Origin of the sequence: Citrobacter amalonaticus, from assembly GCF_002918555.1 — a bacterium.
Classification (GTDB): Bacteria; Pseudomonadota; Gammaproteobacteria; order Enterobacterales; family Enterobacteriaceae; genus Citrobacter_C; species Citrobacter_C amalonaticus_A.
Genome location: NZ_PQMB01000001.1, coordinates 1,068,742 through 1,082,631, shown reverse-complemented (window position 1 = coordinate 1,082,631; position 13,890 = coordinate 1,068,742). Strand labels below are relative to the sequence as shown.

Annotated in this window: 12 protein-coding genes and 1 rRNA gene; 5 read left to right on the top strand and 8 right to left on the bottom strand. The window is 53.1% G+C overall.

Annotated features, from left to right (window positions below; genetic code table 11):
- Positions 1 to 134: 134 nt before the first annotated feature.
- Both rrf and C3432_RS05345 read left to right on the top strand, forming a co-directional pair.
- A 5S ribosomal RNA gene (gene rrf / locus C3432_RS05350) occupies positions 135 to 250 on the top strand.
- A 207-nt stretch (positions 251 to 457) separates the two neighbouring features.
- Positions 458 to 1,756 carry an MFS transporter gene (locus C3432_RS05345; RefSeq protein ID WP_103775597.1) on the top strand — a complete coding sequence of 433 codons (1,299 nt, stop codon included), beginning with the start codon at positions 458 to 460 and terminating at the stop codon, positions 1,754 to 1,756.
- Here the strand turns inward: C3432_RS05345 and C3432_RS05340 are convergent.
- From C3432_RS05340 to trxC, 5 genes are all read right to left on the bottom strand, one after another.
- On the bottom strand, positions 1,753 to 2,076 hold the full coding sequence (locus tag C3432_RS05340; RefSeq protein ID WP_103775645.1) for a YfiM family lipoprotein: 324 nt from the start codon (positions 2,074 to 2,076) through the stop codon (positions 1,753 to 1,755). The genes C3432_RS05345 and C3432_RS05340 overlap by 4 nt on opposite strands.
- Positions 2,077 to 2,118: 42 nt before the next feature.
- Positions 2,119 to 3,474, bottom strand: coding sequence for a CDP-diacylglycerol--serine O-phosphatidyltransferase (gene pssA, locus C3432_RS05335; RefSeq protein WP_103775596.1), 1,356 nt, complete (start codon positions 3,472 to 3,474; stop codon positions 2,119 to 2,121).
- A gap of 114 nt (positions 3,475 to 3,588) precedes the next feature.
- Complete coding sequence (locus C3432_RS05330) at positions 3,589 to 6,249, bottom strand: bifunctional acetate--CoA ligase family protein/GNAT family N-acetyltransferase (protein WP_103775595.1); 2,661 nt, start codon at positions 6,247 to 6,249, stop codon at positions 3,589 to 3,591.
- Positions 6,250 to 6,284: 35 nt separating this feature from the next.
- Entirely contained in the window at positions 6,285 to 6,983 is a 699-nt protein-coding gene (tapT, locus tag C3432_RS05325) for a tRNA-uridine aminocarboxypropyltransferase (protein WP_103775594.1), read from the bottom strand.
- A gap of 69 nt (positions 6,984 to 7,052) precedes the next feature.
- Positions 7,053 to 7,472, bottom strand: a complete 420-nt coding sequence (gene trxC, locus C3432_RS05320; RefSeq protein ID WP_103775593.1) for a thioredoxin TrxC — start codon at positions 7,470 to 7,472, stop codon at positions 7,053 to 7,055.
- A 206-nt stretch (positions 7,473 to 7,678) separates the two neighbouring features.
- Between trxC and C3432_RS05310 the strand changes: the two genes are divergently transcribed.
- A complete protein-coding gene (locus tag C3432_RS05310; protein ID WP_103775592.1) occupies positions 7,679 to 8,716 on the top strand; it encodes a tRNA/rRNA methyltransferase in 1,038 nt (345 codons plus the stop codon).
- A gap of 123 nt (positions 8,717 to 8,839) precedes the next feature.
- Here the strand turns inward: C3432_RS05310 and ung are convergent, their stop codons facing one another.
- Positions 8,840 to 9,529, bottom strand: coding sequence for a uracil-DNA glycosylase (ung, locus tag C3432_RS05305; RefSeq protein ID WP_103775591.1), 690 nt, complete (start codon positions 9,527 to 9,529; stop codon positions 8,840 to 8,842).
- Positions 9,530 to 9,849: 320 nt separating this feature from the next.
- Between ung and grcA the strand changes: the two genes are divergently transcribed.
- The gene (grcA, locus tag C3432_RS05300; RefSeq protein WP_042291706.1) at positions 9,850 to 10,233 is read left to right on the top strand and encodes an autonomous glycyl radical cofactor GrcA; all 384 of its coding nucleotides are present in this window, start codon (positions 9,850 to 9,852) and stop codon (positions 10,231 to 10,233) included.
- 87 nt (positions 10,234 to 10,320) lie between these two features.
- Here the strand turns inward: grcA and C3432_RS05295 are convergent, their stop codons facing one another.
- Positions 10,321 to 11,688 (bottom strand): PTS transporter subunit EIIC, encoded by a 1,368-nt coding sequence (locus tag C3432_RS05295; RefSeq protein ID WP_103775590.1) that lies wholly within the window; start codon positions 11,686 to 11,688, stop codon positions 10,321 to 10,323.
- 272 nt (positions 11,689 to 11,960) lie between these two features.
- Here C3432_RS05295 and C3432_RS05290 point away from each other — a divergent pair, with 272 nt between their 5' ends.
- Entirely contained in the window at positions 11,961 to 13,160 is a 1,200-nt protein-coding gene (locus C3432_RS05290) for an enolase C-terminal domain-like protein (protein ID WP_103775589.1), read from the top strand.
- A 1-nt stretch (position 13,161) separates the two neighbouring features.
- On the opposite strand, the gene C3432_RS05285 is transcribed toward C3432_RS05290, so the two are convergent.
- On the bottom strand, positions 13,162 to 13,881 hold the full coding sequence (locus tag C3432_RS05285; protein WP_103775588.1) for a GntR family transcriptional regulator: 720 nt from the start codon (positions 13,879 to 13,881) through the stop codon (positions 13,162 to 13,164).
- Positions 13,882 to 13,890: the final 9 nt, after the last annotated feature.

Genomic DNA, 13,890 nt, shown 5'->3' with positions numbered 1-13,890 from the left:
TAACCGGTACTAATGAACCGTGAGGCTTAACCTTACAACGCCGAAGATGTTTTGGCGGATGAGAGACAGAAACAATATTCAGTTTGATACAGATTAGTTGATGCGCAGGAATGCGTGTTGACAGACAGAATTTGCCTGGCGGCAACAGCGCGGTGGTCCCACCTGACCCCATGCCGAACTCAGAAGTGAAACGCCGTAGCGCCGATGGTAGTGTGGGGTCTCCCCATGCGAGAGTAGGGAACTGCCAGGCATCAAACAAGTAAAAAGGCCATCCGTCAGGATGGCCTTTTTGCGTTTTTACTCCTCCGTATAATCCGAAATCGTTCCTCTGCTAATTAAAACCTCGACCCCTGTCACACAATTATATATAACAATTATATAACATTTGGTTTACTGGAAAATACAAAAAACACAACAGACAGGCTCGGGCTGAGAGCATGGCAGGAGTACAATTCTAATGGCTGATAGCAGTGTAACGGCGAACGAGTCGTTGACAGGCAGTGACACCCGTCGACGCGTATGGGCAATAGTTGGCGCGTCGTCCGGGAATCTGGTCGAGTGGTTTGATTTCTATGTTTACTCTTTCTGTTCTCTCTATTTTGCACACATCTTTTTCCCTTCAGGAAATACCACCACTCAGTTGTTACAGACCGCCGGGGTATTTGCTGCTGGCTTCCTGATGCGTCCAATTGGTGGTTGGCTGTTTGGTCGGATTGCAGATAAACATGGCCGTAAGAAATCGATGCTACTGTCCGTTTGCATGATGTGTCTGGGATCGTTAGTTATTGCCTGCTTGCCGGGTTATGACACTATCGGCACCTGGGCTCCGGCTTTGTTACTGCTGGCCCGCCTGTTTCAGGGGTTATCCGTAGGGGGGGAATATGGCACCAGCGCAACCTATATGAGTGAGGTTGCTGTTGAGGGACGTAAAGGGTTCTATGCCTCATTCCAGTATGTCACATTAATTGGCGGACAATTACTGGCTCTGCTGGTTGTGGTGGTCCTGCAACAGACGTTAGAAGATTCTGCTCTGAGGGCGTGGGGATGGCGTATTCCGTTTGCGCTGGGGGCTGTGCTGGCAGTGGTGGCGCTCTGGTTGCGACGTCAACTGGATGAAACGTCTAAGCAAGAGACACGTGCGCTAAAAGAGGCAGGTTCACTGAAAGGGTTATGGCGTAACCGCAAAGCGTTCGTGATGGTATTGGGTTTCACTGCGGCGGGTTCGCTGTGTTTTTATACCTTTACCACTTACATGCAGAAATATCTGGTCAATACCGCAGGTATGCACGCTAACGTCGCCAGTGGGGTTATGACTGCGGCACTGTTTGCGTATATGCTCGTACAGCCTCTGTTTGGCGCGCTGTCAGATAAAATAGGCAGAAGGACCTCCATGCTCTGTTTTGGTGCGCTGGCGACACTTTTCACCGTACCGATTTTGTCCGCGCTACAGAATGTGACTTCACCTTACGCTGCATTTGGTCTGGTGATGTGCGCCTTATTAATCGTCAGTTTCTATACCTCAATCAGCGGGATCCTGAAGGCGGAAATGTTTCCGGCACAGGTCCGCGCACTGGGGGTTGGCCTTTCTTACGCGGTAGCAAATGCGCTGTTTGGCGGTTCTGCGGAATACGTGGCGCTGTCACTGAAATCCGTCGGTATGGAGAGCTCATTCTTCTGGTATGTCACCGCGATGTCGGTGCTGGCGTTCCTGGTTTCGTTGATGCTGCATCGTAAAGGTAAAGGGTTGCGTCTCTAGTAATGTGCCATTTGCCAGACGGCATAGCCGGTCGTTGCGCCAGCGACATCCCAGGCAAAATCTTTCCAGCTCCAGCCGCTCCCTGCGGGGCGGCTGTCCCAGAACTCTTTCGATGCGCCGAGACTGATGGAAAACATCAACCCGAAAGCGGCGCTGCGATCCCGACTCATCCCCTGATGGTAGGCATACTCATTTCCTGCCGCTGACAGCATGGCAGAAGCGATAAAATGCTGGGCTTTATCCTGACCGCTCCAGCGGTCATTCGCCATATGGCTACAGCCTGAAAGAGCTAACGCTGAGAAAAGAAGCAAAGTGCGCACCGGTACCTCCAAAGAAAAACCCCGTACTGGACGGGGTTTTAGTTACAGAATGCGGCTGATTAGCCTGTCGATTCGAATACGACGTAAGCGGCGGATGAGTTTGCGAACTTTCACCGGATAATCGGCAATGCTCTGTAAATCGCGGTAATGCTTCACTACGGTGGTATGCGTGCGGATCAGTGCCAGCTCTTTCTCTCTCTGATCTGTCAGCTCACCTTTTGGATCGTGGATCAAAATAGCATTTTCCAGATCCAGGCGCCAGGCGCGAGGATTAAGGTTATTGCCGGTGATCAGCATCCACTTATCATCAACCCACATGCCCTTCAGATGATAGGTATTGTCATCATCTTTCCACAGGCGAACAACCAGCTGATCGGTATTGACGTAATACTGCAGACGGCTCAGGAAGCGGCGCAGGTTTATCTCATAAAGATAAGGCAGCGCCCCGATGATCTTGAACGGTTCATCTTCCGGAATATAAAAATCGTTCGCGGTCTTATCGCCAACAATGATCTCTACCTTTTTCCCTTCGCGCAGCAGTTGAATGATATTTCTCACTAACAGTGCAGGCAGGTTGAAATAGGGAGTACAGATAGTGAGCTTATGCTCTGCGCAGGGCATAAGGTGAAAAATAGTTTTATTAAGCAGGCTGGATTTTCCCAGACCGACTAACGGCGTAACGGACAGCTGCTCGTTGTCTGCGTCGCCCTGGAAATGGTAGGCCGCATCGCGCAATTCCTGACGGTACAAGCGGATGTCATTTTTGATTTCCGGGCTTTTCGGGCGTTGTGTGTTATCCAGACGATTAACGCCGCGACCGTTCATCAGGTTTTGGGTAACCCACTCAAACATGATGTCCGCCATCTTCGCGTTGCGGATGAGCTGGTAACGGTCATAGCGATATTTATCATGCTGATGCAGATAGACATCGTTCAGGCTGGCCCCGCTGTAAAGAACGCTATCATCAATGATAAAGCCTTTAAAGTGCAGAACGCCAAGCGCCTCACGAGTGTTAATGGGGACGCCATAGACCGGAACGTCCACACCTGGGTTTTCATGGGCCATCCGGCAATACCAGTCGGCATTGGTGTTGGATGCTGCTGCGCCAATACGTCCGCGTTGTGCACGATGCCAGTCGACAAGCACCCGGACATCCAACTCAGGACGCTGCCGCTTAGCCTCGTAGAGCGCGTTAAGTATGCCTTTGCCACCGTCGTCCTGCTCAAGGTATAGGGCGATGATGCAAATGCGGTGCTTCGCGCTGGCTATTTTCTCCAGCAGAGTCTCCCTGAAATTAGCGGGAGCATAAAAGAAATCGACATCATCAACTGATTGAGAAATCTTAGGTAGTTGGGCAAGGTGTTGTTGATGTTTATTACGCTTAAATTTTGACAACATCACAGTGCATTTCTTCTCTGTTCATTGAAGGGTCCTCTGTGCTATGCAGACGACATAAGCGAGCAATGATAACACCAGTCCCGATTAAAGTGGTCAACATTTCCAGTACCTTACTTACGATTCCTCGCGTTGGGACAGATCCAGCGTCAGCCCAACGATCCCCTCCTCGAGCTGGATATCGACGCTAAACCCGAGCTTACGCGCCAGCGCCACCATGCCGCGGTTGTTTGGCATCGTAATGCCATTCAGACGTTGCAATCCGTGATCGCGTGTATAAGTAATCAATTTTTCCATCAATCGACGTCCTAATCCTAACCCTTTGAGATCTGAGCGAACCAGTACGGCAAACTCAGCATCAATGTTATCCGGGTCGGAGATCGCGCGCGTTACGCCAAGGATCTCTTCGCTTTGCTCAACGCGTCGGACAGCGACGAATGCCATTTCCCGATCGTAGTCGATCTGCGTCATATTGGCTAAATCTTCATGGGTAAATTCATTGATCTCACTGAAATAACGATAATAGAGATCTTCTTTGGTCACCAGTGAGATGAACTGCTGGAGATGGGGTTCATCTTCAGGGAGGATTGGACGGAACAGGCAACGTTCACCGTCTTTTAGCTCGACCCACTCTTCCAGATGCTGAGGGTAAGGACGGACAGCCAGGCGGCTTTCGTTATCGCCGATGAACGGAGCGATGTCCAGCGTCACATCCAGCGCCGTAAACTCGCCAGCCGAGGCCAGCAGCGGGTGGATATCCAGACGCTGAATTTCCGGGCAATCGACAATCAGGTTCGAGACCTGCACCAGTAACTGGCTCAGACCGGCTACATCCAGCGGGCGCAGCGCACTCCGGCCGCGGATTTTTTTATTCTTAATCCCCTGGATCACCAAATAGCGCGCCAGATTCATATTCAGCGGTGGCAACGCCACGACTGCCTGTTCTTCTGGACGCCATTCGACACCGCCTTCGCCCAGCATAATCAGCGGGCCGAAAACGGGATCGTGCTCGACCACCACCCGCAGTTCTTGCGCACCCGCACGGTTGGCCATGCTTTGTACCAGTAAGCCGTGGATCCGTGCCTGTGGCCAGGTCATTTTAACGCGATCGAAAATCGCGTTGGCTGCCTGTTGAACCTCACTGGCCGTGCGCAGGTAAAGCATAACTCCCTGAACTTCCGATTTATGCGGAATATCAGGGGAGCGGAGTTTCAGAGCAACCGGGTATCCGATCTGCTCGGCGATGTGTACGGCTTCTGCACTGTCGCTGGCAATCCAGGTGGGGAGCGTGTGCAGACCGTAAGCCTGAAGAATCGGCTGAACCTCATGGGTATCCAGCGAGGTTGCACCATCGGCAATTGCCTGTTGTATAAGGTGGTGCGCTTCGCTGGTATTGGCCGTCAGACTGTCGGGCAGCGTCGGGGTTTCCCGTAACTGCTTCTGGTTACGGCGGTATTCCACCATATGCATAAAGGCGGTAATCGTGCCTTCGGGCGTTCGATAAGTTGGCAGTCCGGCTTCGCTGAACAGTCTGCGCGCCTCCTGCGAGGAAAACTCCCCGCACCAGTTCGTCAGTAACGAGACAAATTTACCCCGCGGGTGATGCTTCACCGTTTCAATCAGCGCCTGGGCGCATTCGGTAGCTGGCGCAGTGGCACTCGGGGAGTGAATTACCATCAGGGCGTCAAAATCCTGACTGGCGAGCAGGATATCCAGCGTCTTATTGAAATGCCCGATGCTGGCGTCATCACGCAGATCCAGTGGGTTAGCGATCTCAACATGGTCGGGGAGCGCTTCGCGCAGCCTCTTGCTGGTCTCTTCGCTCAGCGTAGCCAGCTTACCGTTGTGTGACCAAAGCTCATCCAGCGCCAGCGCGGCAGGTGCGGCACCGTTACTGATGATCATCAGCCTGTCTCCGCGTAAAGGGCGCATATGGCTGAGGGTCTCAACTGCGGAGAAAAGCTCGTGGGTATCCTGCACGCGCAGCAAACCGGCACGCTGAATGGCGGCGTCCCACGCGGGATCCATCCCGGCGCTGGTATGGAGTAAACGCTGCGCTGCCGGGCTACGACCACTTTTAATCACCAGAATAGGTTTATTGCGCGAGGCGCTTCGTGCGGCGGAGACAAAGCGGCGTGCATCGCTTAAATGTTCAAGATAGAGCAGGATCGCGCTGGTCTTACTGTCACGAGCCAGATAATCGAGCAGCTCGTCGACATCAATATCAAGACTATCGCCAAGGGCGATAAAGTAAGAGAAGCCCATTTCCCGCTGCTGCGCCCAGTCGAGGATCGTATTGGATACCGCGGCGGACTGAGAGATAAACGCCAGTTTGCCACGTTTAATGGGAACCGGTGAAAAGCTGGCATTGAGTCCCTGCCAGGGGGCGAGTAGCCCTAGGCTGTTAGGGCCGAGCAGGCGCATCTTGTAACGTGCAGCGCAGGCTAACAGTGCGTCGTGCTGAGAGGCCGGGGCCGAAAGAATAATGCAGGTTTTGCAGCCTTTTTCTCCCAGCGCTTCCAGCAGTGCCAGATTACGACTGGCGTTGGTACAGAGTACGGCAAGGTCAGGCGTAAAGGGCAGGCTGGAGACATCTGGCCAGGCAAGAACGCCTAATACGGCTTTCCAGGCGGGGGTTACCGGTAAGACCGGTCCATTGAAGCCTCCTGCCAGGAGGTTACGCATCATCAGATAACCCGCACGATTGGGCTTCATCGACGCGCCAATTACCGCTATCGATTTTGGTCGCAGTAGCGCTTCCAGTCCTCGCTGACTCATATCGGTTTCCCTTACGCAGAAGTGACCGAATGATTTTAAACGCTTTCTGCCGGATCTGCTGTGACGCTTCCCTGATGTTGTGTTTTTCCTGCCAGGTAGCGTGTTTTAAAACGAGTAAAGTGTTCGCCTAACGCGTTTGCCGCGTCGGTATCACCAGCCAGATCGAGCAAGGCGATGGCGACTTCGGCAGTACAATACTGCCCTTCGGCATGGACTTCGCGCAGGTGATAAGCTGAAAGGCGCGACAGGTCGACAGAGATCACCGGCAGGTTGTCAAGATAGGGACTCTTACGGAACATTTTTCGCGCCTCCGGCCAGGTTCCATCAAGCATGATAAACAGCGGCGGTTTACCTGACACTGGCGTGTAAATGACCTCTCGTTCTTCACCCGCATAGGAGGCCGGGAATACCACCATCGGCTGATAATCTGGATTTTGCACCAGAGCAAGCAGCGCCTGCGGTGGTTCGGTTCGTGACCACTGGAAGGCCGTGGTATCCGGCAAAATATCCGCAATCAGCCGACCTGTATTGCTGGGTTTCATTGGCTCGGTATCAAACATCACCAGGCAAAAACGGCTCGTTGCGTGTGAGGGAATGAGCGTATCGCACAGGCAGAGTTTCTGCGGTAGCAAACAGCGCTGGCAGCGAAGAATGCGGTTGCCTCTGGCGAGAAAAGGACGCGTGGCGCGCGCGAGGCGCTCGGCGCGGAGTCGAAGAACAGCGTTATCAGTCATGGAAGAGTGCGTTGAAAAACGCTATTGTCGCAGAGGTGAAAACGGGGCACAAGATGCGCCCCGTGAAGATTACAGTGATTCGTTCAGCCAGCTATCAAACGGCGCTTTGGGTACCGCACCGTTGAGCATATCGACAATCTGACCCTCTTTTAAAATCATGATGGTCGGAATGCTGCGGATGCCAAAGCGGGCGCTTAGCTCACGCTCTGCTTCCGTATTGACTTTTATAAAGCGCACTTTGCCGCTACGCTCTTCGGCAACATCTTCGAAAATAGGGGCAAAGTTACGGCACGGTCCGCACCAGGGAGCCCAGAAATCGATGACGACAGGGAGATCGTCTTTCAGTAATTTATCCAGCGTGTCACCGGTCGCATTAATCACCTCCCCATCAAACAGGTCGTGACCACAGCGTCCGCATTTTGCCGCATCTTCAACCCTGTCGTCAGGGATGCGGTTGATGGCCTGGCAGCTGGTACAAACGGTATTCATATCTAACCTCTGGATGAATGGATGGAATTCCCGGCAACCCTGCCAATATGTTTCCAATATGTTACTTATTATCGGTGAGACTGTTTTAAACAACAATGCGTTTTATTCAATGAGTACAATAGTCGTAAGCTTTTAAATGAAATAATGGCTAACCGGAGACACATCGGGTAATCTGCGCGCTTCGCGCAGCGCTGGTGGAGAAAAGCATGAACGATGAATTGAAAAACAAAAGCGGCAAGGTCAAAGTGATGTATGTCCGCAGTGATGATGATTCTGATAAACGTACCCAGAACCCGCGTACCGGGAAAGGGGGAGGACGTCCAGGAAAGTCTCGTGCAGACGGTGGCCGTCGCCCCGCCCGCGATGAACGAAACACTCAGAGCCGTGACCGTAAGCGTGAAGACTCTCCGTGGCGTACCGTTTCCCGCGCGCCGGGTGATGAAACGTCAGAGAAAGCCGATCACGGCGGGATCAGCGGTAAAAGCTTTATCGACCCGGAGATCATTCGTCGTCAGCGTGCGGAAGAGACGCGCGTTTACGGTGAGAATGCCTGCCAGGCCCTGTTCCAGAGCCGTCCGGACGCGATTGTTCGCGCATGGTTTATTCAGAGCGTTACCCCACGTTTTAAAGAAGCATTACGCTGGATGGCGGCAAACCGCAAAGCGTACCATGTTGTTGATGAAGCCGAACTGGCGAAAGCCTCCGGCACGGAACATCATGGCGGCGTTTGCTTCCTGATCAAAAAGCGTAACGGCACAACGGTTAAGCAGTGGGTAAATCAGGCGGCGGAGCAGGACTGCGTTCTGGCGCTGGAAGACGTTTCTAACCCGCACAACCTTGGCGGTATGATGCGTAGCTGTGCGCACTTTGGTGTGAAAGGGGTCGTGGTGCAGGATGCGGCGCTGCTGGAATCCGGCGCGGCGATTCGTACTGCCGAAGGTGGCGCGGAACACGTTCAGCCGATTACCGGTGACAGCATTGTGGATGTACTGGATGATTTCCGCCAGGCGGGTTACACCGTTGTCACGACCTCCAGCGATCGCGGTAAGCCGCTGTTCAACACGGCGCTACCGGCAAAAATGGTGCTGGTGCTGGGTCAGGAACTGGATGGCCTGCCGGATGCCGCACGCGATCCGAACGATCTGTGCGTGAAGATCGACGGCACAGGAAAGGTTGAAAACCTCAACGTTTCGGTGGAGACCGGAGTGCTGCTTGCAGAATGGTGGCGCCAGAATAAAGCCTGAACTATTTGATCGGCGCAAACAATTGCGTTTCCCTGGCCAGATAAGTCGCTTGCGACGCCATCCGGCAAAACAGGGCAGATAAATTGTCAGTAAGCAAAATGCCAGCGAATCGCTGGCATTGTTTTACTCGCTTTCAGCTGGTAATACCGGCATCCAGTTGACGGGGGTTTCGCCATGCTGTTCCAGCCACTGGTTGGCGAGGACAAAATGGTTACAGCCAAAGAAGCCGCGATGGGCCGACAGCGGTGACGGATGTGGCGCTTTCAGCACATGATGACGCTGCTTATCGATAATCGCCCCTTTCTTCTGCGCATGTGAGCCCCAGAGCAGAAAGACAACGCCTTCACGGTGTTCGTTAATCAGGCTAATCACTTTATCCGTAAACGTTTCCCAGCCCAGGCTGGCGTGCGAATGCGCCTGGCCCGCACGTACCGTCAGCACCGTATTGAGCAACAGCACACCCTGGCGCGCCCAGCTTTCAAGATAGCCGTGAGCAGGGCGGGTAAAACCAGGTACTGACCCTTCAAGCTCTTTATACATATTCAGTAACGAGGGCGGCGTGGCAATGCCCGGACGAACAGAAAACGCCAGCCCGTGCGCCTGACCAGGCCCGTGATAAGGGTCCTGCCCCAGAATCACTACTTTAACATCGCCCAGCTCAGTGAAGCGAAAAGCGTTAAACACATCTTTTTGTGGCGGATAGATTGTCATCCCGGACTGACGCTCTCCGGCAACAGTGTGAAGTGTGTTAACAAAGTAGGGCTGCTGCTTCTCATCAGCCAGCACGTCATGCCAGGTTAATTCGGTGGCCATCTCGCTCTCCTGCGAATTTTCAATTCACATAGCTTAACTGCTTCTTTCTATGGCGCAAAACGCTGCGTGTCACAAAGAGAGCAACACCTTAACGAGAGTTGAAATTGTATGTAAAAAGTTTAGTGCCGCACAGGGCGTAAGTTGATGTAAAACAATAAAATCCACTCATCACCCTCTTTGTGGTGTGGTTTTTATTGATTTAAATCAAAGAATCAAGGGTGTTTGAGGGGTATATATACACTCAAGCAACAATGGTTTTACCAATTGGCCATGCTCAGGCCAGTCATGATCATCAAATAAATTTGCCGGGGAGGCATTACATGATTACAGGTATCCAGATTACTAAAGCCGCTAACGACGATCTGCTGAACTCTTTCTGGCTGCTGGACAGCGAAAAAGGCGAAGCACGCTGCATCGTGGCGAAAGCCGGTTTTGCTGAAGATGAAGTTGTCGCAGTAAACAAACTGGGTGACATCGAATATCGTGAAATCCCGATGGAAGTGAAACCGGAAGTTCGCGTGGAAGGTGGTCAGCATCTGAACGTTAACGTTCTGCGTCGTGAAACGCTGGAAGATGCTGTTAAGCATCCGGAAAAATATCCGCAGCTGACTATCCGTGTTTCTGGTTACGCGGTGCGCTTTAACTCACTGACGCCGGAACAGCAGCGCGACGTTATTGCTCGTACCTTTACCGAAAGCCTGTAATTTCTCAGGCTGAAAAATGAGTGCGCCGGGCTTTTTCCGGCACCAGGGAAGTAATCCCCCCACAGGGTATCTGTGGGGGGATTTTTTTTACTTTTCCTGCTCGCGACCCACCAGAATAGTGGTCAGCGTGAAGGAGAGAACCAGCGCGATGGCTACGCCGGAAATCGCGAAGATAAACCAGGGGCCAATATAGGCGGGCAGGCTGAAAATGCTCGATAGAATATAGCCATACAGGCGCACGCCAAAGAAAGCGATAAACGCTGAAGCCAGTGAACTGGCAACGGTGGCCGCGATAAACGCTTTTTTGTAGCGCGTCAGCACGCCGAACAGTGCCGGCTCGGTAATCCCCAGCAGTGCGGAGATAGCGGCAGACAGCGTCACCGTGCGATTTTCTTTGTTCAGCCGCCAGATAGCAAAGGTTGCCCCGGCGATGGCCATGTTGGCCATAAACATCATTGGCATCAGCATGTCGTAGCCGCGGTCGCTGAAGTTTTGCAGCGCGACAGGCGTCATGGCATGGTGCATCCCGGTGAGGACTGCTACCGGACGAATCGCGCCGACAATCAACCCCGCAAAGCTCGCCGACACGCCAAACAGTCCCTCAATAAGCCATGCCAGCATTTTGCCCAGCCAGATACCGGTGGGACCAATCACCACCAGTGCCGCCAGCGCGGCGAGGAACAGCGTCAGCGTCGGCGTAAAGACGGTTTTCAGCACCTCCGGCATGATCTTGTCGACCCCCTGATGGATGTATTTCAGCGCCAGAATGGAGAAAATTACCGGGATCACGCTGGAGGCATAGTTGAAGACCGAAACCGGAATGGCGTTGAGCAGCCACAGGGCGGAGGCGGCGTCGGCCTGATGCGCTGCCAGCGCTTTTGCCGCGTCAATAAGCGTCGGGTACATCAGGCAGGCGGCAATAGTGGCGGCCAGATACTCGTTGGTTTTAAAGATTTTCGCTGCTGAAACCGCAAGGAAAAACGGCAGGAAATGGAACACGCCGCTGGCGATAAGATCGATGATCATTACGGTATCGCTCTTCGGCGACACCAGTTTGAGCGCAATAAGTCCCGCCAGCAAACCTTTGATCATCCCGGCGCCCGCAATGGCCGGAACGATTGGGCCAAATACGCCGGATACGGTATCCATAAACATTGATACCAGGCTTTTGCGTTCTTTGCTTTTACCGCTGCTGGCCGCCTGGCTGTCGGTGCCTAAGGTATCCCGCAGCAGCTCATACCAGCTGTTGACCTTCGGACCGATGATTATCTGAAACTGATCGCTTTGTCGCTGCGCGCCCAATACACCGGGTAATTTCTTAATCTCATCCAGTGCCACTTTGTTATCGTCAATCAAATCAAAGCGTAGCCGGGTCATACAGTGCCAGACTTTATTTATATTCTTCTGACCACCTACCAGACGAATAATTCTGCTGATAGCTTCTTGCGTCCCCATAACGGCTCCTGCGGTGAGTTTGTTGTTTTCTTTTCCCGCTGAATGGTAAGTAAGCAATTCAATAAAAACAAACCAATAAAATATGATGATAATCACAATTTCCGGTTGGTACGGCGCTGTTTGGTTGGTTTTATATGAATTGGTCCGTTTTTTAAATATAAATGGCTCTGTTTGCAGACCAAAAAAATTATTTAATAAAAAGGTTTACCGGGACTTGAAAATAGAGTGAAGATAATAAGGATTTTATTTTTATTCTCTCCTGGGAGCCTTCTGTGAAGCCTACGCTGATTACTGCTATTGAGTGTTTTATCACCCGTCCGGACCGCCATAATCTGGTGACGGTACGGGTGACGACCAACAACGGAACGGTGGGCCTGGGCTGCGCGACCTTCCAGCAGCGCCCGCTGGCGGTGAAGACACTGGTGGATGAATATTTGCAGCCGTTGCTGATTGGCCGCGATGCGAACAACATTGAAGATCTCTGGCAGATGATGAACGTCAATGCCTACTGGCGCAACGGCCCGCTAATGAATAACGCTATCTCCGGCGTGGATATGGCGCTGTGGGATATCAAAGCGCAGCTCGCCGGTATGCCGCTGTATCAGCTACTGGGCGGCAAATCCCGCGACGCCATTGCCGCTTATACCCATGCCAGCGGCGAGACGACGGATGAATTGTTTGCCTCCGTTGATGCCCTGCTGGAGCAGGGCTATCGCCACATTCGCTGCCAGTTGGGTTTTTATGGTGGTACGCCACGGGAAATGCATACCCCGGATAACCCAACGCCTGGCGCCTGGTTCGATCAGGACGAATATGTGCGTAATACAGTGGAGATGTTCCACTTGCTGCGCGTGCGTTACGGCCACCGTTTTCACATCCTGCATGATGTCCACGAGCGGCTGTTTCCACAGCAGGCGCTACAGTTAGCGAAACAGCTGGAGCCTTATCAGCCATGGTTTATCGAAGATATTCTGCCGCCGCAGCAAAGCCCGTGGCTGGCGCAGATTCGCCAGCAGAGCAGCGTGCCGCTGGCGATGGGCGAGCTGTTTAACAACCCGGCGGAGTGGCACGATTTAATCGTTAACCGACAGATTGATTTTATCCGCTGCCATGTTTCGCAGATTGGCGGCATCACCCCAGCGCTGAAGCTGGCGGTGCTGTGCCAGGCCTTTGGCGTTCGTCTGGCCTGGCACGGTCCGGGGGACATGACACCCATCGGCGTGGCGGTGAATACCCATCTGAACATCCATCTGCACAATGCCGCTATCCAGGAATTTATTCCGCGATCCGCCACCACTGATGCCATCTTCCCTGGTGCTCCGCAGGTGAGAAACGGCTTTATCTATCCGCCAATCATGCCAGGCATTGGCGTCGGCTTTGACGAACAGATGGCGCTGGCATATCCGGTAACGTATCGTCAGCACGAATGGACGCAGAGCCGTCTGCCTGACGGTACGATGCACACACCCTGAATCAACCTGGCGGCAGCTGGCGAAAGGCGAGGTTGTCGCGGTTGTGTGGGATCACGTAGGTGCAGGAGTAGTTGATATCAATGATGTCGCTAATCTCATAGACCCGACCGCCGTCGAGGATCCCGCGGTTATTGATATGCATCGCCGGGATGCCTTTTTTGCAGCCCAGGAGCGTTGCCTGCTCACGGCTCACGCCGATCGCCCGGTAGCTGGTCAGCAGATGGGAGATCGGATAGCCCTTTGTCAGTACGTACTGCTGTAGCGAGTGTTCGATCGCCTGCTGGTTGAGATCGCTGAACATGGCGGCGGGCATTCGGGAGATCTCAATCTGTGTGGCGACCTCATCGACGAAGCGCAGGCGGCAAAACTGCCATACAAAGTCGTCGTCGGTGAGATCGAAAATCTGCTGATCTTCCCGGTCCGGGCGTTTCTTATGCAGGCTAATCATTCGGTAGCGCATTTGATCAAAGCGCTTTTCAGTGATCGAGTTGTAAACCAGCGGGTTACTACGGGTTTGTTCGTTTATCCAGATGCCGGAACCCTGCACAATGCGTACCACACCGATGCTGGCGAGCTTCTCCAGCGCCTGACGGATGGTAAAGCGCGACACGCCATACTCCTGTGCCAGCTGGCGTTCCGGAGGCAGTTTGCGCAGCCCGTCGCTGTGTTGCTGGTAGATTTTGCTAAGCAGATCCTGAGTAACAAACTCTTTTTTCTTCATGGCAGGTTT